The 21286-nt window shown below is 55.5% G+C and carries 20 protein-coding genes; 9 read left to right on the forward strand and 11 right to left on the reverse strand.

Translation table 11 applies throughout. The features are described 5' to 3' along the window. Window positions 1-44: 44 nt before the first annotated feature. Together RBB62_RS04195 and RBB62_RS04200 are read right to left on the reverse strand one after the other, a co-directional pair. Window positions 45-485, reverse strand: coding sequence for a hypothetical protein (locus tag RBB62_RS04195; RefSeq protein WP_309397356.1), 441 nt, complete (start codon window positions 483-485; stop codon window positions 45-47). A gap of 205 nt (window positions 486-690) precedes the next feature. Next, window positions 691-1713: a Gfo/Idh/MocA family protein gene (locus tag RBB62_RS04200; RefSeq protein ID WP_309397358.1), complete on the reverse strand. Its 1023-nt coding sequence runs from the start codon at window positions 1711-1713 to the stop codon at window positions 691-693. A 317-nt stretch (window positions 1714-2030) separates the two neighbouring features. Here RBB62_RS04200 and RBB62_RS04205 point away from each other — a divergent pair, with 317 nt between their 5' ends. Continuing rightward, entirely contained in the window at window positions 2031-2441 is a 411-nt protein-coding gene (locus RBB62_RS04205) for a VOC family protein (RefSeq protein WP_309397360.1), read from the forward strand. Here the strand turns inward: RBB62_RS04205 and RBB62_RS04210 are convergent. Then, window positions 2438-2821, reverse strand: coding sequence for a hypothetical protein (locus RBB62_RS04210; RefSeq protein ID WP_309397362.1), 384 nt, complete (start codon window positions 2819-2821; stop codon window positions 2438-2440). The two genes, RBB62_RS04205 and RBB62_RS04210, sit on opposite strands and share 4 nt — an antisense overlap. Window positions 2822-2933: 112 nt before the next feature. On the opposite strand from RBB62_RS04210, the gene obgE reads away from it, so the two are divergent. After that, window positions 2934-3944, forward strand: coding sequence for a GTPase ObgE (gene obgE, locus RBB62_RS04215; RefSeq protein WP_309397364.1), 1011 nt, complete (start codon window positions 2934-2936; stop codon window positions 3942-3944). A 6-nt stretch (window positions 3945-3950) separates the two neighbouring features. Here the strand turns inward: obgE and RBB62_RS04220 are convergent, their stop codons facing one another. Both RBB62_RS04220 and RBB62_RS04225 read right to left on the reverse strand, forming a co-directional pair. Continuing rightward, complete coding sequence (locus tag RBB62_RS04220; protein WP_309397366.1) at window positions 3951-5390, reverse strand: tetratricopeptide repeat protein; 1440 nt, start codon at window positions 5388-5390, stop codon at window positions 3951-3953. A 37-nt stretch (window positions 5391-5427) separates the two neighbouring features. Beyond that, window positions 5428-6846 (reverse strand): tetratricopeptide repeat protein, encoded by a 1419-nt coding sequence (locus RBB62_RS04225; RefSeq protein WP_309397368.1) that lies wholly within the window; start codon window positions 6844-6846, stop codon window positions 5428-5430. 503 nt (window positions 6847-7349) lie between these two features. On the opposite strand from RBB62_RS04225, the gene RBB62_RS04230 reads away from it, so the two are divergent. The 3 genes from RBB62_RS04230 (at window position 7350) to RBB62_RS04240 (ending at window position 11687) form a co-directional block, all read left to right on the forward strand. Beyond that, on the forward strand, window positions 7350-8621 hold the full coding sequence (locus RBB62_RS04230; protein WP_309397370.1) for a hypothetical protein: 1272 nt from the start codon (window positions 7350-7352) through the stop codon (window positions 8619-8621). 94 nt (window positions 8622-8715) lie between these two features. Then, complete coding sequence (locus RBB62_RS04235) at window positions 8716-9321, forward strand: polysaccharide biosynthesis/export family protein (RefSeq protein ID WP_309397372.1); 606 nt, start codon at window positions 8716-8718, stop codon at window positions 9319-9321. A 41-nt stretch (window positions 9322-9362) separates the two neighbouring features. After that, window positions 9363-11687: a GumC family protein gene (locus RBB62_RS04240; RefSeq protein WP_309397374.1), complete on the forward strand. Its 2325-nt coding sequence runs from the start codon at window positions 9363-9365 to the stop codon at window positions 11685-11687. 59 nt (window positions 11688-11746) lie between these two features. Here the strand turns inward: RBB62_RS04240 and RBB62_RS04245 are convergent, their stop codons facing one another. After that, a complete protein-coding gene (locus RBB62_RS04245) occupies window positions 11747-12739 on the reverse strand; it encodes an L-threonylcarbamoyladenylate synthase (RefSeq protein ID WP_309397375.1) in 993 nt (330 codons plus the stop codon). A gap of 56 nt (window positions 12740-12795) precedes the next feature. Beyond that, a complete protein-coding gene (gene rpsR, locus RBB62_RS04250) occupies window positions 12796-12987 on the reverse strand; it encodes a 30S ribosomal protein S18 (RefSeq protein ID WP_309397377.1) in 192 nt (63 codons plus the stop codon). 272 nt (window positions 12988-13259) lie between these two features. Here rpsR and RBB62_RS04255 point away from each other — a divergent pair, with 272 nt between their 5' ends. After that, on the forward strand, window positions 13260-13619 hold the full coding sequence (locus RBB62_RS04255; RefSeq protein WP_309397379.1) for a P-II family nitrogen regulator: 360 nt from the start codon (window positions 13260-13262) through the stop codon (window positions 13617-13619). Here the strand turns inward: RBB62_RS04255 and RBB62_RS04260 are convergent. From RBB62_RS04260 to RBB62_RS04275, 4 genes are read right to left on the reverse strand one after another with little or no spacing between them, the layout of a single operon-like run. Beyond that, window positions 13592-13864, reverse strand: coding sequence for a YhbY family RNA-binding protein (locus RBB62_RS04260; protein WP_309397381.1), 273 nt, complete (start codon window positions 13862-13864; stop codon window positions 13592-13594). The genes RBB62_RS04255 and RBB62_RS04260 overlap by 28 nt on opposite strands. Before the next feature lie 45 nt (window positions 13865-13909). Continuing rightward, window positions 13910-14305 carry a hypothetical protein gene (locus RBB62_RS04265; RefSeq protein WP_309397383.1) on the reverse strand — a complete coding sequence of 132 codons (396 nt, stop codon included), beginning with the start codon at window positions 14303-14305 and terminating at the stop codon, window positions 13910-13912. A 39-nt stretch (window positions 14306-14344) separates the two neighbouring features. After that, entirely contained in the window at window positions 14345-17161 is a 2817-nt protein-coding gene (gene alaS / locus RBB62_RS04270) for an alanine--tRNA ligase (protein ID WP_343219065.1), read from the reverse strand. Between the two features lie 53 nt (window positions 17162-17214). Continuing rightward, on the reverse strand, window positions 17215-18750 hold the full coding sequence (locus RBB62_RS04275) for a glycosyltransferase family 39 protein (RefSeq protein ID WP_309397387.1): 1536 nt from the start codon (window positions 18748-18750) through the stop codon (window positions 17215-17217). 263 nt (window positions 18751-19013) lie between these two features. Between RBB62_RS04275 and RBB62_RS04280 the strand changes: the two genes are divergently transcribed. Genes RBB62_RS04280 through RBB62_RS04290 form a run of 3 tightly spaced genes read left to right on the forward strand, consistent with a single transcriptional unit; the run spans window position 19014 to window position 21140 of the window. After that, window positions 19014-19616 (forward strand): PEP-CTERM sorting domain-containing protein, encoded by a 603-nt coding sequence (locus tag RBB62_RS04280; protein ID WP_309397389.1) that lies wholly within the window; start codon window positions 19014-19016, stop codon window positions 19614-19616. Between the two features lie 55 nt (window positions 19617-19671). Continuing rightward, window positions 19672-20268, forward strand: coding sequence for a PEP-CTERM sorting domain-containing protein (locus RBB62_RS04285; protein ID WP_309397391.1), 597 nt, complete (start codon window positions 19672-19674; stop codon window positions 20266-20268). 35 nt (window positions 20269-20303) lie between these two features. After that, window positions 20304-21140, forward strand: coding sequence for a helix-turn-helix domain-containing protein (locus RBB62_RS04290; protein ID WP_309397393.1), 837 nt, complete (start codon window positions 20304-20306; stop codon window positions 21138-21140). Window positions 21141-21286: the final 146 nt, after the last annotated feature.

The raw sequence follows: 21286 nt of genomic DNA on the forward strand, positions 1-21286 counted from the left end.
TCGTCTGAGGGTTGGCGCTGTGTATAGCTACGTTCGCCTTCTGCTCAGCGTGGCAACGGCGGCGGGGCGTCGTTCTTTTTGCTACCAAAGGCAAAGAGCAGAGTTGCGAGCAATATGAATACGCCAGCTGGAATAGCAATGCGTAGGGCAAGGTTCAGCATGATGTTTGGTTTATAGGGGCGGACTGGAGGGGTAGCCTTGTCGATGATCCGCAGTGGTGATGTCGTGAGTGAGACGCTTGCCATTTCTGCCTGGAAACGTTCCATCATTGAATAATAAAGGCTGCGGTTGGCATCGAATTTTCCCTGGAGAGCTTCGTCTGTTTTACCGTTTCGCTTGCTTGCGGCTAGTTCTTCGCGGAGATCTTCGACCTTCTCTCGTTGGTGTTCTGCCCGATTTCTCAGATCCTCAACCGCGCGCATACTTGATTCGATGGCGAGGATGACGATTTTCCAGGTGGTGCCGCGGCGGCATTTTAAATCCATGCAAAATAACACGAATTAACTGCGTTGCGTAGTCAAACCTAAGTTGGTTCAATTGCCTTGAGGCAACGCGGCGGCTTGTCTGGAGACTGCGCCCTACCTTTTGCCGTAAGCCTGAAACTGCGGATCGAGACGATCCGCGCCACCGTAGACAGTTGGATAAGCCATTTGCCCAGTGGGCAAATCACTGGGTGCAGCGGCACGCAGCCTACCGGTCGCGCAGGATGCTCGCCCAGACTTTGTCGGTGAAGTCCATGTAGCGGACGCCGTCAGCGAAGCTGGTCAGGGTGACCGGTTTACCGTCGCGAATGGAGTCCACGAAATCCTGCTCCACGCGCCAACCGATGGCTGTGCCGGAGTCGGGGGAGACCGGTTCTGGTGTGCCGCCAGTGTGGGTCAGGTAGAGCTTGGACTCGGTGACATCGAAGAGAATGCTGCCACTGGAGCACTGGATGTCGAGATGCCAAACGGGGAAGCCGCTCGCGACGCAGGAGAAATGGCCGAGGAGTTGGGCGCCGTTGTTGTAGCGCCCGATAAAATTCAGGCTGTCGGGAATGGTGACTGGGGCACGCCCTTGGCCAATGGCGGTGGGGCGCTCGTCGATCACGGTCGTGGCGTCGGCCTGTACCCAGTCAACGTCGACCCCTTGGCCGAGCCAGCGTTGGGCGGTTTCGAACATGATGCCCATTGTCATGATGTTGTGGCCGGAAAGGTCGGTGCGTTGACGCCAGGTAAGGGGTGAGGTGGGGTCGGCAGCCGCGCCGCCCACGTGGACGAGACGGACTTGACGCACTTGCCCTAGCTCGCGGAGTAGGCGCTGGGCGGTGGCGTCGTATTCGAGCGTAAAGGGGGCCGGGACTATTTGCGCAACTAAGTCGGGCTTGGAGCCTGCGGCAGCCAGCATTTGCTTGGCCTCATCGAGGTTCATCGCCATGCGGGCCTCGGTGAGCACATGCTTGCCGGCGGAGAGGGCGGCAATGGTCGCCTCGGCATGGAGGTAGGGCCAGGTGCCGATGCAAACGGCGTCGACCGCGTCGTCTTCAATGACGTCCTGCCAGCGCTTCGCGATGCGTGGGACGCCAAACTCGTCGGCTACGCGCTGCGCGGACTCGGGCGTCCGGTTGGCGATGGTGACGGCTTCCACGCCATCGATAGCCTGAAAGCCAGGAATGTGCATGCTGCGGGTATTCGCGCCCGCGCCGATGATGCCAATGCGTAAGGGGTCTGCCATGTGGATAACCTAGCACAGCAGGAGTGAATGAAAACTCCGAATGGCTGGAAAAATGGGCGATTGGCCGGAAGGCCGTATTTGCAGGTGCAAAGTCTGAGGTAGCGCAGGCGCGTCCCCGCGCCGCACCCCATGCTGACGGCAAAAGGTAGGGCGACGCTTACAAGCTAGCCGCTCGACGGAGTGGCATTGGCACCCTGCGCCAATCTCCCCGGTCCAGGGATTCGACAAGCTCACCCCAGAGCGAGATGCTGCGGTCTAGCGGGATGCTGGCTGGTTGCGATTGCCACGTGATGTTTTTTGCCAAATGTAAGGCAGTGATGAAGCCGCTGAGTCACATCATTGAAACCTGCCTTTACGTGGACGACCTAGCTGCCGCCGAGCACTTCTATTCCGAGGTGCTGGGGCTGGAGCTGTTTAGCAAAGAGGCGGGGAAGTTTGTGTTTTATAAAATGACCGAGGCGATGCTGCTGATTTTTGATCCGCGGGCCAGCGACGGTGCTGCGCATGAGTTGCCGGACCACGGGGCTACGGGCCCAGGTCACATCTGTTTTCGCATGGACGACGCTGAGTTTCCCGCTTGGCGTGAGCAGTTGGCCAAGCACGGCGTGGCCGTGGAGATGGAGTTCACCTGGCCAAATGGTGCCCGATCGCTGTATTTTCGCGATCCGGCCGGTAATAGTTTGGAGCTGGCGCCGTGGCGGATATGGGATGCTGAAAACGCTCCCTAGAGCGGTCTTCTGCGGGCCGCATTTTTTGCCTTTCGCTTTCGGGGAGGCGGGATGACGCCGAATCGCGGATCACCTTGGCGAATGGCTTCGATGACGGCCTCGGCCACGGGCTCGAAGTCGTCGTGCTCTTCGGGCAGGTAAAGCCACTTGGGCAGGACTTCGTGGGGAGTCAGTTGTGGATAATCCGAGAGGATGGAGCGCTGCTCTGACTGTTCAACAGTGATGAGCAGTCCGCGCCACGGCTTTTCTCGGGCGGCGAGCACGCAGACCATTTTGCCGCGCAGGTAGCAGCCGACTGCGCCAAACATGGGTTTGCGGACGAAGGACGGGTCCTCGGCGATTGGTTCGATGAGCCAGTCGTAGGGATGCGGTTTGGGCATGGGGTGGAAGGTTACAGCAGGTTTGTCGATAATCTCGGTTTTTCCTTACGGATGATGAGGGCGCGTATCTTTAACCTTTAAACTTTATTCTTTAACCTCATTTTAAGCCGCTATGTTTGTCGACGAAGTAACAGTGAAACTCAAAGCGGGTGATGGTGGGAATGGCTGCCTGAGCTTTCGCCGCGAGAAGTATGAGCCCATGGGCGGCCCCAATGGGGGCAACGGCGGGCGTGGCGGTAATGTGGTGCTCGTTGGCGATGAAAACACTGCGGACTTGGTCGACTACAAATACATGCCGCACGCCAAGGCCAAAAACGGCGAGCCCGGTCGTGGCTCAGACCAGCACGGCGCCTGGGGGGAGGACAAGCGCCTCCGTCTGCCGCTGGGCACACAGGTGTTTGATGTGGTGAGCGGGCAGATGGTCTGCGAGCTTCTCGCACACGATCAGGAAATCATTTTGCTCAATGGCGGTCGCGGCGGCTTGGGGAACCTGGTCTTTAAATCTTCAGTCAATCAGGCCCCACGTAAGATTACCCCTGGCAAGCCGGGCGAGGAGGGCGAATACCGCCTGGTGCTCAAGACGATTGCTGATTGTGGCTTGGTGGGGTTCCCGAATGCGGGCAAGTCATCCATCATGGGGATTTTGACCAAGAATCAGCCCAAGGTCGGCCACTACGCCTTTACCACGTTGACGCCCAGCGTTGGCGTGTTGCATTTCCCGGACACCTACGAGCGGATGACCATTGCGGACATTCCCGGGCTGATCGAAGGCGCCCACGAAAACCGTGGGCTGGGGCACCGATTCCTCCGCCACGTGGAGCGCTGCCGCATCCTGCTGTTTATGATCGACATGTCGGGCGAGGAAGACCGCGACCCTCTGGAGGACTACGCACAGCTTTGCAGCGAGCTGGAACTTTATGAGGATGAGCTGGCTGACCGCGAGCGCATCATCATCGCCAACAAAATGGACGAAGAGCCGTCGGCGGAAAACTTGAAGCGCTTCCGCCAGGCGCATCAGGATTTGAAAATCGTGCCGATTTCCTGCCTCAGCGAAGAGGGCATCCCCGAGTTGCGCGAAGCGCTCTACAACGCCGTCATCCGCCGTAGGCCGCAAGCGGAGTAGGGGTGACTAGCGTGCGTTGGTTGGCTCCAGCCGCGTTTTGAGCGCTTGCAGGGTTTGGGTTTCAGCTGGGGTTCTGGGACCGGGCTGCGCGCTGAGCGTGGCGTAGGCCTCAGCGAGGATATCGTTTCTGCCGTGGCGCATGGTGAGCAGCTGGGCGATATGCTCGCTGAGTTGTTCGGTTTGCCCGGTTTTGATTTCCAAATCGATTAACACAGTCAGCGCGCTCTGGTGTGACGGGTTTTCTTGATGAGCCTTCTGGGCGATGCGCAGGGCGGTGTCCACGTGGCCCAGGTTCTCGAAGCGGCGGGCAATGGCGTTCAGGGATTCGGCGCGTAGGTAGGGATCGTCCATCAGGGCGTCGATAGCTTCCTCGGCGGCTTCATCGTTGCCCGCACCGGTGTTGGCGACGGCGATTAGGGCGTTAAAAATCCCTTGGTCGGCTGGCGTGAGCCACTCTGGTTTGGTTATGGTGATCGCTTTGCAGTCGGTGAGGGCCTGTTGGTAATTCTTCGCGGTGATGTCGCTTTCAATGGCGAGGAGCTCGAAGGGGGCAGGGTCCATTTTTAGCTTAAGCGCGGTTTGGCGGACTTGCTTACAGAGAGCAGGCTGCCCTTCATCTGCGGCGACGTTGGCGAGCATGATGAGGGCTCTCTGGTCTTCGTGGAACTGCTTAAGTATCTTTGAGGCATGTGCTTGCGCCTCTTTTGTATCGCCATTCATGCTGAGGGTGTAGAGTAGATCAATCTGGGCGCCGGTGTCTTCGGGTGCTGCTGCGGCTCTCAGGCGGGCGTATTTGAGGGCTTTGGCTGGGTGTGGCTCACGGCAATAGTAGGTGAGGTCGGCATAGAGCGCATCGCGTTTGTACTGGTTGTGTGAGAGGGCGTCCTCAAGTAGCAATATGGCTTGGGCGACATTGCCACGCACATTGGCGATTTTGGCAGACAGCAGGAGGCCATCGGTCGTTTCCGCGAGTTGATACTGCCTAATGCTGGCCTGCGCAGCGTCGAACTGGCCGCGATAGAAGAGAGAGGTGGCCATTGAGCTGGCCAAGAGCTTTTTTATGGCCGGTGGTTGCTCTGCTTGAAGTTCCTCTTGTGCGAACGCAATAACAGCCTGATCTTTCTGCTGATCCAGAAGTAGCTGGATATAGCGCTGGAAGTATTCATAATTACCGTTTGCGTAGGGTAGTCCTTCGGAGAGGATTTCTTCGGCTTTCGGGAGGTTGCGGAGTCCGGGGAGATGGACGTAGAATTCGCTCAGTAACAGACGCCCTTCCAAGTTATCGGGCGCATAGTGCACGCCAGTGCGTAGTTTGAGGAAGGCGTCTTTATAGTCACCTGCTTCGATAGCCTTTTTGGCGGCGGCAATCTGTTTGTCGCCCTTTTGAGTCTGGACGTTTTTGAGGAAACTCCAGTCCGCGCCTACCGTTAGCGGCCCGAGCAGCATAAGGCAAATGATAAGCTGCCGGTATCGCATAGATGCTCTAGCTAGCTTGCTCTTGCGGGCGGAGGACTGTGTTGAGCTCGATGAGGAGGTTTTCGCGGTCGGGCGTGTAAATGAAGCGGTCGCTGCCGAGTTTCTCGTAGGCTTGCTCAAGAATTTCCACGGACGGGCGGCGCATTTGGAGGAGCTTTTTCAGGTAGTTGCCCAACTCGGCGGCGTTGCCGGTTTTGATCTCGATTTCGATCAGATTGGAGAGGGCGGCCTGGTTTTTGGGATTGTTGATGTAGGCCTGCTTGAGCACGCGCCGGGCAAATTCGTCGCCACCCAGCTGAGTGAAGCGGCGGGAGACGGCCATGAGGGACTCTGCGCGCAGGTTGGGCTGTTGCAGGAATTGGGCAATGTAGATATCGGCCAGGTTCATGTTGCCTACGCCGTAGTAGGCAACGGAGCGCAAGCTATTGAAGATGGGCAGGTTTTGCTCGAGCCAATCGGGGCGCTCTTTGGCGAGTTCCTCGCTGAAGCTGATCGCGCCTTCGAAGTCTTTGGCGGTAATGTGGGACTCGATGAGGAGCAAGGCGAAGGGCGCGATGGGGAAGTCATTTTCCAGCGCCTGTTCGTAAATGCGGCGTGCCAGGTCGATTTGCCCCTCGTCGGTGGCGAAGTTAGCGAGCCGGAGCATGGCTTTTTCGTCGTTGCGGAATTGGCGCAGAATGGCGTTGGCCTCTGCTTCGGCGCGCTCTTCCTGGCCTGTCAGGCTGAGGGTGTAGAGCAGGTCGACACGTGGTGAAACGGCCAGTGGGGCATCGATGTTGCGCAGGACCGCGTATTGACGGGCTTTTTCGTATTCACCGAGGTCGCGGTAGTATTGACTGAGCTGGGCGTAGATGGGCTCGTTGGTGTTGAATTTGCCGATGGAGTTTTCCAGTTTGGCGATAGCCGCTCGCTGGGCACCTCGCTCCCAGGAAACCTTGGTAGACAATAATAAGCCTTCGATCTGGGATTCGAGGTCGTATTCCTTGATGAAGTCTTCGGCCTCATCGAAATTACCACGGTATAGGTGGGAGGTCGCGGCTGCGGTAGACAGCAGTTTGCTGGTTTCTTCCTCGGGATTTTCTGCCAGAATTTCATTGGAGACATCGATGACCTGTTGGTCTTCCTGCTGGCGAATCAGTAACTGAATGTAGCGCTTGAGGTATTCAGGATTGTCGTGCGCGTAGGGAAGACCCTCCTCGAGTAGTTTCAGGGCGCGATCGAGGTCACGGAGGTTTGGGATGTAGATGAAGTATTCACTAACCAGCAGGCGACCTTCGAGGTTTTGTGGCGAACGTTGAACGCCCTCGCGGAGGAATTTGAAGGCGTCGCGATAGTTGCCCTCCTCAAGCATGGTTTTGGCCATCTCGATCTGGTAATCACCGACTTTAGCCCGGTGCTCATCCATGTTGAAGAAGATGGTGAACATGTCCCCGTATTGAACGTCGTCGAATTTTTGGACCTTTTTGAAAAAGATAAACAGGGCAGTCGCTAGGCAAATGTATCCCAAGACCGCTAATCCGGCAAAAACGGCTAAAATGCGTCCCCAGCGAAACCTAATGTGCCAACGTCCGCTTGGGCCCCGTCTGCGCACGGCGAACCCGAGTAAGATGCTTCTTTGCTGGTTTTTGGAGCTAGGGGTCGCATTACTCATGTTTCCGAGGTTTGCACGCGTCATCAACGGGTCAACCTTAAATAGAGGCTTATGTTCCTTAAAAGCATGATTTGGCGTATTAGGATATCCTCATGGAGTTCTGAGGTTTACGCAAATGTCACATTTGCAAGCACTTGATGCGGAAAATATTGGAATTTTCATGTTCTAGACGGTTCTTGGGCTTGATTTTTATAATTCTTTTGCCCAAAGTTGGGATATTCCTTTACCAGACGAAGTTTTGCTATCTTCGGAAAATATCCAGCTACAAAGTTAAAACCATGAAATCCTTTGCTCAGAAAACCCTATTAGCTGCCGCAGCCCTAAGCGCAGGTTCTTTCGCAAATGCCGCACCTCTGGTCTCGATTGGTGATTCCGTTGATGTCTTCTTCAATGGCAGCACGAATGTCCAATGGCGTTCGAATCTTTTCTACACCGATGGCCAAGTCGGCACAACGCCAACTGGTGTGGTGGTCAATCGCCCGAAGGACAGCGCCTTCGTATTCTACGTGTCTCCAGGCCTGGAAATTAACATCGGTCGTAACAGTAACGCGAACGTGTCCATCTATTTCCGCGAAGATTTCCTCTTTTACACCAAGTATGGCAGCCAACTGAATACTGAGCTGGCGAATCTTTATGTTGATGGCACTTACGATTGGGGTAACCTCCAGACTTCAGCCGGTTTTTCCTTCGTTCAGAGCCAACAGAATACCGCGACGACTTCGGGGCGCAACTTTCAGGCTAACCTTGTAGAAACAGACAACTACCGTGCGTATTTGGATGGCGATTACGATATTTCACCTAAGGCTTGGGCGAGCGCTGGCTTTACTTGGACCCGTACCGACTATACCAACAACCAAGACTTCGGTAATACATACTCCGATCTCGATACTTACACCTTGCCGCTTTCTTTCTATTGGCGTGTGACTCCAAAGTTGAGTGTCGGTCCTAGCTTCCGTTTCCGTTACTCCGACCCCAGCAGCACTCCTGGAGTGCGTCCGGCGGATTACTTTGACTACTTCTTCAATGTCGCAGTTCGCGGCGAAGTGGCACCTAAATTGAATCTTTCGGTAAATCTTGGTTATCAGCTCCGTGATCCAAACCGTGACCGCTTAGTTAGCGGCGTGCCGGTTACGCAAGATACCCGTGGCCAGTTTGCGATTGATGGCACTGCTGAGTATGCTGTGACTCCTAAGCTGATGACTTACGCGACTCTTTACCACGACTTCGGAGTAGGAGCACAGGGTCAAACCACCACGAACCTTGGTGGTGATATTGGTGCGACGTATACCTTCAACGAGTATATTTCCTCCAACGCTGAGTTCGGTATGGAAAATTCAGAGTATCAGAATACGACGGGTCGTGAAGATTTGACCACCACGACAAGTCTCTCTGTCAACTACACGCCTAACGTTTACTGGCAGCTGAGTGTTGGCTATTACTACATTAATAACCACTCTACTGGAAATTTCAATCCTGTGATTGGCAGCAACAATACGGGTGCAAGCTTTCAGGCTCACACGGTCAACTTGCAAGCAACCTTCCGCTATTAAGCTAGGTTCTTTGCAGGTCTGATTGAACATTTTCCGGAAAGGAAGGTCTATTGCAGTGCCTTCCTTTCCTCTTTTTTACCAACCAACTCTTTCCATGAAACGTTTCGCCGGCCTTTGCATATTCATTGCTGCACTTTTGATTCCATCATTTGCCCAGGCGCAGAACAATGCTGCGAGCAAGAATCGAGGCCTCATTGGCTCCAACTACACTCTACAGCCGCTGGATATTATTCAGATGACTGTATATAAGGAGCCTGAGTTAGAACAGCAGGTCCGAGTTAGCCAGGAAGGCACTGTAATTTTGCCTTTAATTGGCAAAGTTCATGTGGGTGATATGACGATTAATGACGCGACGACGCTCATTACCGATCTCTACAATCGAGATTACTTGGTTAACCCACAGATTACCCTACTGCTGCTTTCATATACTGAGCGCCGAGCTTATGTTCATGGGCAAGTTAATCGCCCAGGGCCGGTTATTATCCCACCGGAAGAAACCATGACGCTTTCTCAGGTGATCAGTGCAGCTGGTAGCCGCACTCGACTGGCGAGTGACACCATTCAGGTTACACGCACAGATGAGAATGGCAAAAAGACAGTCTTTGAGCTGGATTTTGATGAAATTCTAGAAGACCCAGAGGCGAAGGATATCATCATCGTGGATGGAGATACTATTTTCGTGAAAGAGCGAATCATCTAGCAGCTCACTTTCTACCCTTACTTTATTATTCCTCATTGCACATGAGCGACATCGACAAACGCAACGTTTCGAACGAGTCTACGGGCTCCTATGGTGGATACCAAGGATATGGTTCCTATGGGAATTATGGTGGCAGCGGCTACTACTATGGCTACGGATACAACTACGGAGGCTATGGAGGCTCGGAGCAAGGCCCTTCACGGTCACTAAAGGACTATCTCGTTATTCTACGCGAGCGAATTTGGTATCTCGTTGTTACCTTCTTCATTATTTTTGTCGCGACGTTGCTCTACACGTTCAATGTCACGGAGGAATACCGTTCGACTGCCACCATTCAAGTGCTCCGCGATAATCCTAAGATTCTACAGGATGATACCGATATTCTAGACAATACTATTCGCGGAATTGAAGACTTTCAGACTCAAGTTAGTATTCTGCAAAGTGGGTCTTTGATCAGCGCTGTCGCTGATCGCATTAAAGATGAAGACCGAGTGATCTTCATGGCACCCTACAAGGATCAGTTTAGCTTGTCTGGCCCATTGTCGCTGGAAGAAGTTTTGGCGAAAAACTTGTCGGTAACGCCACTGCGGATGACTTGGATCGTTGCTGCGTCGTATATGCACCCGGACGCCACAATGGCTTCCAAGGTGGCCAATTATTTTGCCGATGAATACATCAACTACAATGTGAAGCTCAATATTGAGACCTCCATGCGTGCGGTAGAAGACTTGCGCAACCGTGCTGAGCACCAGCGGGAAAAGGTTGAGGAGATACGGGAGCAGATCAACGAATACCGCAAAAAGTTCAAGCGATTAGGGTTTTCGGCCGAAGAAACTTCCGGTTATGAAGGCAATGAGCTGCTGAAGCTTAAGTCCACGGTCGTTGATGACGAGCGAACATTGTCAATGGCAGAGCGCAACTGGCAGCTGGTTCAGGAGTATCAGGATGCTGATCGTCCACTTTGGGATATTCCATTCATTGCAGACATGCCGCGCATTTCTAATTTATTAACGCAGCTATCTCAGCAAAATATCACCGTTGCGTCTTTGAAAAAGCGCTACCGCGACAAGCATCCAAGCATGATTGAGGCTGTCCGTGCCGTTGAGGAAACCGAAAAGGAAATCAACAAGGCAGTGAATTCGGCGATCGAAAAGACACGCAATATCTACGAGATGGCCAAGAAGACTTACGAGGACACCAGCAGTCGTCTGGCTGAGAAGGAGCTCGACATGATGGACCTAGGGGAGATTGCCGTAAAATACAATTCCATGCTGGATGACCTTGCGGTGAACAATTCGCTTTATCAGGCGATGATGGCACGCTACCAGACGGAAATGGCGCAGGTTGCGTTAGTTTCTGCGAATGCTCGTATTATCGACAAGGCATCTCCATCCACTAAGCCGGCCAAGCCGAACGTGCTGATGAATCTAGCCATTGGCATCGTAGGTGGTTTGTTCTGTGGTGCTGGTTTGGTATTCCTCATTGCGATCCTGGACGACCGCATTAAGAGCGCCTATGATATTGAAAATGCAGTTGGCTTGCCGCTGATTGGCATTGTGCCCCGCATTAAGCGTTTGAATTCTCCGGAAAAGGCACAGGCAGTCGCATCCAATGCAGAGCGTCGTGTCACCGAGGCTTTCCGTGCGATCCACTCGGCGCTCAAGCTTAATGAGGCTAGCAAAAAGGCAAAAATCATTCTGACGACTTCGACTTCGCCTTCAGAAGGTAAGTCTTTCGTATCAACGAACTTAGCCATCACCTTTGCGATTCATGGTGAGCGTGTCCTTATCCTTGATGGCGACTTGCGCATGCCCAATGTTGCTAAGTCCTTGAATATCGATGAGCGCACAGAAGGTGTGGTGAAATACTTCGCAGGTGACTGCTCACTCGATGACGCGATCATTACCGAGCTTTACCCAAATCTCGATGTCCTGCCTGCTGGCATTAAGGCGAAGAATCCGACGCAGATCCTCAATAGCCCGGATTTTGAGCAACTTCTTGCTACCTTAAGCGAACGTTACGACCGCATCTTCATTGATACGCCGCCAATTGCGGTAGTGAGTGACGTGTTGACCGTACTGCCCTTTGCCGATGGCATTATTTATGTTATTAAGTTCAATGCGGTGAAGCGCAAGACAGCCAAGTCTAACTTGCGTCGCATCATCGAGTCGAACACACCGGTCTTTGGGGCAGTGCTCAATCAGATCAGCGTCAACGTTGCGTCGTATTACTACGCGAACTATTACGACAAATCTTATGCCGGTTACTACGGTCACGATGAGGATGGTGATGTTCTCGATGTACCCGTAAAGAAGCCAGGTCGCGCCAAGAAGTCGCAAGACGAAGAAGCGATGCCGCGCACCTAAGCGTGCCTTTTTAAATGTAAAGCCCCGACTGCAAATTGCACGCGGGGCTTTGCTCTTTCTTAGCGTTTACTCGCTCGATTAAGTCGGTCGCGAATGGCGTCGGCTATGCCGGGTCCTGCGGGTGGCATTTCACAGTGTATGTGCTGAATCGCTTCGTCGGCATCCAATGCGCGCAGTAGGCTGAACAGGTTTTGGGCAACTTCATTTAGGTTACCGGACTCACTCAGCCAAAAGGTATGCTGGCTATCAGCGTTTGGAGGGCGCTGTAGTAAAAGTTTTGCTTCGCCGGTATGTGTTGCGGGCAGGCTACCGGCGGTGTGTAGGCTTAGCTTGGTGCGCGGGCTGTAGTGTCGCTCGAGCATGCCTGGGGCCAGGGAGGCGTCGCTGGCTGGGGCGGGGCGTTTTACTGATAGGTGCAGAACATCCTTCAGCTGCTCCAGACCGATGGGGCCAGGCCTTAAGAGGACTGGTGCACGGGGATCGCGTAAGTCGATGATCGTGGATTCCACTCCGTTTTCACAAGGGCCGCCATCCAGGATGTGTGGACAGCGAATGCCGAGAGATTCGCGCACGTGTTGGGCGGTGGTCGGGCTGATATAGCCAAAAGGATTGGCGCTGGGCGCGGCTAGGAAGAGACCGCTGGTGCGTAACAATTCACGCATGACTGGGTGTGCGGGCTGGCGGATGGCCACGCTGTCGCGGTTCGCTGTTACCAATCCAGAGACCGCTTTGGTTTTGGGGAGAACCATCGTTAACGGGCCTGGCCAGAATTCGGCAGCTAACAGCTTTACGGCCGAGAGCTGTTCATCGTCGAGTCGAGTGAGTTCCGTTAATTGTTCGATAGCATGTATATGCACAATCAGCGGGTCGATGTAGGGGCGGCTTTTAATTGCAAAAATACTGCGCACCGCGTGCTCGTTGAAGGCATTGCCTGCAAGGCCATAGACGGTCTCTGTGGGCGCGGCAACGCACTGGCCCGCGTGGAGCAGTTTGGCCGCTTTTTGAATGCCGACCGCATCGCCGGTGAGGAAGTCTGGGTGAGATGCGTCCATAAAAAAAGCGCCATTGGGCGCTTTTCGAGGTTTTCGGGTTTTTTAGGCCGACATGCTTACTTCATCAGAAGCATGTTGCGCGCGCGCTTGATGGCCTTGGTAACGCGGCGCTGCTGAAGGGCGGTCAGTCCGGTAATGCGACGTGGAAGAATCTTGCCCGTATCTGTTACGTAACGGGAAAGTTGTTCGACATCATTGAAATCGAAATCCAGCGGCGTGCGGCTTTGCTTTTTTGCTTCTTCGCTCATGGTGATAAATTGGAAAACGCTCCAGCAAATAGCCTGGCAAGTGGATTGCAAGAAAAAAGTTTCGCCCCCTGTCGCGGCATAACGGCACCCCACGCTCAAGTTAATGGTGGCGGCGAGGAGAGGTGACTTTGAGCAAGGTTTGGCTAATTGGAGACTGTAGTTGGGCTACTGAATGGCGGTGCGGGCGTTAGAATCACTTATTAGAATCGCAATACAGTAGGCGTTGTGTGATTAGTAACCTTAATTCAATAACAGTCAACCTATCCAATCCAGTGAAACTCGTTAAAGCAATCATCAAGCCGTTCAAGGTTCCCGAAGTTAAAGACGCTCTCGCCGAAGTGGGCATCGAAGGCATGACCGTCATCGATGTGAAGGGCTTCGGCCGCCAAAAGGGGCACAACTCGGTTTACCGCGGCGAGTATGCCATCGAATTCATGCCGAAGGTCATGCTCGAGATCGCCGTGCCCGATACCGAGGTGAAGCTGGTGGTCGATACGATCATCAAGCACGCTCGTACCGGCAATATTGGCGATGGCAAGATCTTCATCGTGCCAATCGAGGAAGCCATCCGTATTCGCTCTGGCGAGACGGGTGATGAGGTGCTCTACGAGCCCGAAGCCTTGGCGCGGTAGAACGCCGCAGTCTTGCCGACGCTGCCCACGCACTCGCAGTCGGCGCGCTCCTCGATCTCCGCGATGGCGGCCTTGAGCACGTCGCGGTCGACGATGAACTTCACCTTCACGAGCTGGTCACGTGTAAGCAGGTGATCCAGCTCTGCGATGAGCGTGTCGGTCAGGCCTTGTTTGCCAACGTGGACGCCAGCGGGTAGTCGCTGGGCCGCGCCGCGAAGCTGTTTTTTTTCGGCGGAGGTGAGCATTTGGTTGGTTGGATTAAACAGGAAGATCGGGGAGTTGAAAATATTTTATGAACCCAGATCTTCAACAAGGTCCTTTAGCGCCAGGACAAGCGACGTTACCTTTTCGTCTTGGATTACTACTTCAGAGGTAAAGTTCCTTCCACAGGCACACAGAATAAATCTAACCCCTAATTCCGAGTTTTTGTAGATTCGGATTTCCTCCTCTTCGCTTTTGAAAATGCAGTGGGATTGGTGGCCGGATGTCGATGAATGCTTCTCTAAAAATGTGTAGAAGTCCCTTATGGATTCGGGGCCGTCGAGTTTTATGCGAAGACTCCAACTTGGGCCGGACAGAGTGAGCTCCCACAAGGTGTTCTTGTCGATTGGCTCGTCAAGTTCCGCCGTAAATGAGTCATGACTTCCTATGCCAGCAAGCCCCCATTTCTGTCCTTCATTGTCCATTGGTTTGTGGTCGACGCCGCCTATGAAAGAATATTTCGTCTAAGCCACCACTTCCTTCAGGGCGCCGTCGAGGGCTGAGGCGTCGGAGCCGCCGCCCATTGCGAAGTCCGGCTTGCCGCCGCCCTTGCCGCCAAGCTTGGCCGTAAGGTTCTTAATAATGTCGCCAGCCTTGATGCCGGCTGCGATGGCTTCCGGTGAGCAGAGTGCGAGCACCGTGACCTTTGGGCCGAAGACGCCGCCAAGAATCACCACGCTCGGGCCGAGCTTTTTCTGAAGATCCACGCCGAGGCCGCGCATGTCGTTCGGGTTGGCGACGCTGACCTTGCCCGCCAGCCATTTGATGCCGTCCTTGTCGACGGCGGTGTCAATCAGGCTGCCGCCCTGGGCTGCGGCCTGCTTTTGCTCCATGGCGCGGAGTTGCTTTTCGAGTTCCTTGTTGGAGGCGAGTAGCTTTTCGAGGCGCTCTTCGATCTCGGCCGGCTTGCAGGAAAGCTTGCTGGCCATGTGGTGGAGCTCGGCGTAATTCTGCGATGCCATTTCGAAAGCGGCTTCACCGCAAACGGCTTCGATGCGGCGCGTGCCAGCGGCGATGGCGGACTCGCTCTTGACCTTGAGCAGGCCGAGCTCGCCGGTGGCGGTCACGTGGGCGCCGCCGCAAAGTTCCTTGGAGTAGCCGCCGATGTCCACGACGCGGACCACGGAGCCATACTTTTCGCCAAAGACAGCCACGACATCCTCGGGCTTGTCGGAGAAAGGCACTTCAAACCACTGGACGCCGGCGTTCTCGAGGATGCGGCCATTGACCATACGCTCGATCTGCTCAAGCTGCTCGGGCGTGATTGCGGCGTGGTGGCGGAAGTCAAAGCGGAGGTGATCCGGCGATACGAGCGAGCCGGCCTGCTGCACGTGGTCGCCCAGCGTTTCGCGAAGCGCCCAGTTGAGCATGTGTGTGGCGCTGTGGTGGCGCTGTATCTTGCGGCGGCGAGCTACGTCCACATCCATGGTGACGTGGCTGCCAATCTGCCCCTGGTAATCGCCCTTGGCGACCTGGTGCAGGTGGTGGCCGACGCCGTCGGTAATGGTGTTGGTCACTTCGACCTTGGTTCCGTCGGCGAGGGTGATGCTGCCGGTGTCGCCCACCTGGCCGCCCATCTCGGCGTAGAACGGGCTCTGCGCCGTCACGAGGAAGTCCGCGTCTTCGCCAGTAAAGGTGCCGATGAGCTCGGTGGTGAAACCGGTCAGGTCGTTAACGTCGTAGCCGGCAAACTGGGTCGAATGGATCTTCTCGTCCTGGTCGACGACGCTGATGACGGTCTTGACCTGGGCTTTGCGGGCGCGTTCGCGCTGCTTCTCCATCTCGGCCTCGAAGCCAACGAGGTCCACCACGAGGTTGCGCTCGCGGGCGAGGAGCTCGGTCAGGTCGAGCGGGAAGCCGTAGGTGTCGTAAAGTTCGAACGCTTCGGTGCCGTAGATGACGCCGTTGGATTCTATGCCATAAATACGCCGCAGCTCTTCGAGGTCGGTATGGCCATAGTTTTGCCTAATGTGCTTTTCTAAGTCTACGCCTGTCCCGTATGTCTTTTCGAGATTCTTTAAGTTTTCCTCGAAATGTGGGAGGTCGCGGACGAGGGCGCGCTCGTTGATGCGGTCAAAGAGCTGGAGGCCGCGGTCGATGGTGCGGTCGAAGGATTTTTCTTCGCCGGAAATGACGTCGCGGATGATGTCGCGGCGGGCTTCCAGCTCGGGGAAGAACGGGCCCATCTTGTCGACGAGCGGGTCCACGAGCTTGGTGAAGAAGCCGGGCTTCAGGTCGAGGCGGCGGCCGAACATGACGGCGCGGCGCAGGATGCGGCGCAGCGTGTAGTTGCGGTCGGCGTTGCCCGGCACGATGCCGTCGGCGATCGAGAAGCTGAGCGTGCGGATGTGGTCCGCGAGCACACGGAAGATGACGTCGTTGAGCTCTTCGCCGGACAAGTCGTCGCGGTTCTCCGGCATGGTGAAGCCGTAGGAGCGGCCGCTCATGTTGGAGATGTGCTTAAAGATGTCCAGGAACAGGTCGCTGTTGTAGTTACTCGGTGGCTGCGAGTAGTCCGTGAAATTCTTGGTCGTGGCAATGATGCCAGCCACGCGCTCAAAGCCCATTCCGGTGTCGATGTGCTTTTGCTTGAGCGGCTTGAAGGAGCCGTTGGCCTCGGCGTTGAACTGGATGAAGACGAGGTTCCAGATCTCGATGCAGTAGGGGCTGTCTGCATTGACGAGCTCGCCCTTGGTGTCGCCCTTGGGGGTGAGGTCGATGTGGAGCTCCGAGCACGGGCCGCAGGGGCCGGTTTCGCCCATCATCCAGAAGTTGTCGGCCTTGTTGCCCATGCGGATGTGGACCTGCGGGTCGAGGCCTTCCTTTTCGAAAATGGCTTTCCAGAAGTCGTAGGCTTCCTGGTCGAAGTCGGCGGGGTCGCCTTCGCCGGGCTGGTAAACGGTGGCGTAGAGGCGCTCCTTGGGCAGGCCCCAGACCTTGGTCAGGAGTTCCCAGGCCCACTCGATGGCTTCGGCCTTGAAGTAGTCGTTAAACGACCAGTTGCCGAGCATCTCGAAGAAGGTGTGGTGGTAGGTGTCGAAACCGACGTCTTCGAGGTCGTTGTGTTTGCCGCCGGCGCGGATGCACTTTTGGGTGTCGGCCGCGCGGGGCCAGGGCGCCGCTTGTTCGCCCAGGAAGTAGGGCACGAACTGGTTCATGCCCGCATTGGTGAACTGCAGGTTCGGGCTGCTCGGCATAAGCGATGCCGAGGGCACGATCTGGTGCTCCTTGGACTTGAAGAAATCCAGGAACGACTGGCGGAGTGCGGCGCTGTCCATCATCTGACTCATGGGAAAACCGGAGACAATGGCAGGCGTTGGCGCGGGATTAAAGTCTAAAGATTGGGGATTGCGGGACTGGGCGGTCTGTTTGCGGCGTGGCTTGCTGAGGGCGAAAACTCCAACAGGAAGCAACTGGCGCCCTGGGCGTCTTGTCGGGCAAGTTGTTGGGCGTCTTTTGAGGTCAGCTCGTCAATGAATCGGGCGCCTTGCCCGGGGCGAACCGAGAACAGAAACCAGATGCGTCCACTGGGCGCCTGCTCGGCCATGAACTGTTTGGCCTCCGGGTAGCTCCTCACTTTGATGTCAGGCGGGTTGCTCAATTCGTAAACCGGGCTGTAGTAAAAGTAGGTCAGGTAGCTCCAACGGCTGACGGCGATTTGGTCGCCCGGCTCCGCATGGGCCTGGATGTAAGCCATGACGGCTTTGATATCTTGATGTTGAGTTGGTCGTATCGCTGTCCATGCCGCGCTCAGCGCCAGTAAGCCGAGTAGGGCGCTGGAGTAGGCGATCCCGACCCAGCGCAGGGTTTTGCGGGGGGCGCAGAGACAGTAGTCCAGCCCACTGGTGAGCGCGAGATAGACCAGCGGCGTTAAGCCCAGCAGCATGCGGTTGCGAAAGGGGTAGAGCTCGACCGCGGAAGCGCCAATCATGATTGCGGCGGCCAGCGCGATTGCGACGAGTGGACGCTGCTTGCTGCGAAATCCACAGGCTAAGCCTATGGCGATTAGCGTGAGCGCCGTCAGGTTGCTCCAGTTAAACCAATCCAGGCTGCTCTTCAGGCCGTTGGGCCTATCCTGAAAGAGTGACAGGTGGCTGAGCCCCAGCAGGGATTCCCCGAGCCAGGGAATTGCTTGCCCGGGTGCATGGGGCATGAATCCGCTTTGCCAGTAGTCCTGCATGTAGTCGCTGTTATGGCTGCCCCGGATGAAGACCGCATAGATCGCGGCAAATGTGATGAGCCAGCAGCTGGAAATGACGGCGGCGTGGATTGCGGGCTGGCGTTTCCCCTGGCGAATGTTTCGCAGGAACTCCAGCGCGCCGATGGCCGCCAATACGAAGCAGGCCGGAAAGCTGAAGAGGAGGCTCGCGGCGCCAATCGCCCAAAGCGCCCACGGGCGCAGTTTGTCGGCGCAATAGCATTGGTAGGCGTAGAGGTTGAGCAGTGCAAAAAATGCGTCGAGTTCGTAGGGCTTAACCTCGTTGGAGTAGTAGACGAGGATGGGGGAGAGGGCGATGAGGCTGGTGAAGCACAGGGCGCTCCATGCGCTTTTGAAGGCGCTCCGCCCCAGCAGGTAGGCAAGCGGTAGTGAACACACGCCAAAGATGAAGGCTGGCATGCGAAACCCCAATTCATTCGGCCCAAACAAGATCACGGAGAGCTTTCCCAGTACCAAATAGCCCACGGGGGCAAGTTGATCGAAATCCAGCGGCGAAAACATCAGCTCCTGAAAACTTTTAGCATAAAGGTTCATGGCCAGCATGGTTTCGTCGCACCACAGTGAGCGAATCGCCAGCAGCTGCCGCAGGCGAAGCAATGCTCCAACGGTGATCACGAAAATCGCTAACTTGCGCTGCAATACTGTTCCCATCTGTGTCTCTGTTTTGGGCTTGAGCCCACCCCACGAAACGCCATTTCGGCGAATTTCGATCAACGCTACTTTGCCAAATTGGGGCAATCATAAAAAGTACGGACTATCGTTGTATGGCGTCTATGATCCAGTTGACGGTTTTTTTACCAGATTGCAGGGGGCGCGCTTGGCTTCTCGCGTCGCTCGGGCTGCGCCTGGCGAGATTGGCCAGCCCCCTCCAAGGGGGGATACCGCAATGTAGCGACTTGGGGTAAGGTGCGCTTATGCGTAACTTAATTCTTCCTGCTGCCATTACCCTCCTAATCGCTGCTGCCAGTCGCTTGCCTGGCGCACTGGTCATCAACATGCAGGAGGTGGGCGCGGATGTGGTCGTGACGGCGAGTGGGTCGCTGGACATGACGGGCGCTGTGTTCCAAACAAGCTTCAACAACACGGACCCGCGGCAACTCCTTCGTGCGAGGGCAGATCTGCTTCGTCAGTATGCCTTGGGCAATATAGATGCCTACTCCCTCACAGGTGGAACCCATGATTTAGGGGATGGCGGTAATAACAGAGCGGATAGTATTCTCGGTGATACATACGGGATCAATGGCAATGATACCTTGTACGTTCCCGGTGGTTATGCAGGTGGGCCATTGTCTGGATCCAGTATCATCCTTGGGAAATCGATTGCCGGGATGGGCTTCATCCCCGGCTCCTACACCTGGACGATTCCCAGCGACTCGATTACTCTCAATATTGGCGCGGTAACCCCTGTTCCGGAGCCCGCGACCTACATTGCCTTGGCGGGCTTTGGCGGCTTGGGGGCATTGGTTTGGCGACGCTGCGTGGCGAAGCGGAAGGCTACTTCAGTCGAGGCGGTTTAGCATACCCCTCCAAAGAGGGATATCGCAAATGAGTGATATGCGCTAGACTAATGGGATGCTGCGAAAAACATTAATCCTACTCTTGGCAACTTTGTCCTCCGCGAGTGTGCCGGCGGCTCTGGTGATTAACGTTCAGGAGGTCGGCGCAGATGTCGTGGTGACCGCCAGCGGGTCTCTGGACATGACGGGCGCGCTGATTCAGTCGAGTTTTAATAATACCGATCCGCGGCAGTTAATTCGCCCCTCCTCAGACCGTCTGCGGCAATACGCCCTGGGTAATATCGACACCTATCTTTTATCGGGGGGAATCCATGATTTGGGGGTTGGGTCAAACACCACCACGAATAGTATTTCTGGCGATACTTTTGGCGTCAGTGGTAATTCTATTTTCTATGTGCCCGGAGGTTTCGTTGGCGGGCCTTTATCGGGGTCTGCGACTTACAGCGGTGTGACAATCGCCGCCATTGGCCTCATCCCCGGTTCCTACACCTGGACGATTCCCAGCGACTCGATTACGCTCAATATTGGCGCGGTAACCCCCGTTCCGGAGCCCGCGACCTACATTGCCTTGGCGGGCTTTGGCGGCTTGGGCGTGTTGGTTTGGCGTCGACACAAGGCTTATAAGACACAGCGGCATACTGTTAACAGTTGACCTAATGCGTTGGGCGGTTTACCTGATATGTCTTGATGCCTTTAAGCCACGCGCAAGTTGAAAAGTTTTGCCTGGCGTCGGAGCGATTGCTGCGGCCCGATCTTGGCTTGGACAATTATGCGGAGCGCTCCTTTGAATTTATTGATACGCTGCTATCAAGTGAGTTCGTTATCTTTGGGACGCTGGACCCGCAGACGCAGGTGCTGGAAATCTCCGTGAACAAGGAGATCGTCGGCTGGACCGAGGCCATTACGGCCTATGGCGAGGTCATGGCCGACTACAAACTATGGGACTGGGATCACACCGTGAATGGTGGTAAGCCCTTCACCCGTAGTGACTTCTTTTCCAATCGTCAGTTTCGCGACACCTCGATGTTCAGCGAGGTGTATGGCCCGCTGGGCATTGACGACCATTGCGCGGTCCATGTGCCGGGAGTGAGCGGCGAGATCCCGTTTTTCGGCGTTGAGCGTCAGGGCGGGACGGATTACACTGCCGACGAACGGGATTTGCTGCGCCTGGCGCAATCCCTTCTGGGCAATGCGCGATCCATCGCCAAGGCGCGGGACAATCTCTCGATCGCGAGCGCCAAGGCGGCGGCACTGTGCCGGGCGGGGCTTACTCCACGAGAGGCTGATGTGCTGTATTTGCTGTCGGAAGGAAAGACCAACGAGGAGACCGGCATCATTCTCGGTATTGAAATCTACACCGTCAAAGACCACGTGAAAAATATCTACCGGAAGACTGGCTGCTCAAATCGTCTTTCTGCCGCGCTGTGGGCGCTGCAAACGACTCGTCTTGATGAGACTCGCGCCCTAAAGCGTCACCTGTCGGTCGCCGCAGTCAGTGTGACGGATTGGGCGGGGCGGAGCTAGGGCGTGTATTTGCCAGTCATAAGCCTGCGTGCCAAAAGCCAACGTCGCCTTGCGCTGCATCCAATCTTCTTCCCACCTGATTCGGAAGGTCAGAAAGTTTGCTTTAGTTGCCATGAATTTGCCGCGAAATGGCCTCATAATGGCAT

The organism is Cerasicoccus maritimus (assembly GCA_031296935.1).
Classification (GTDB): domain Bacteria; phylum Verrucomicrobiota; class Verrucomicrobiia; order Opitutales; family Cerasicoccaceae; genus Cerasicoccus; species Cerasicoccus maritimus.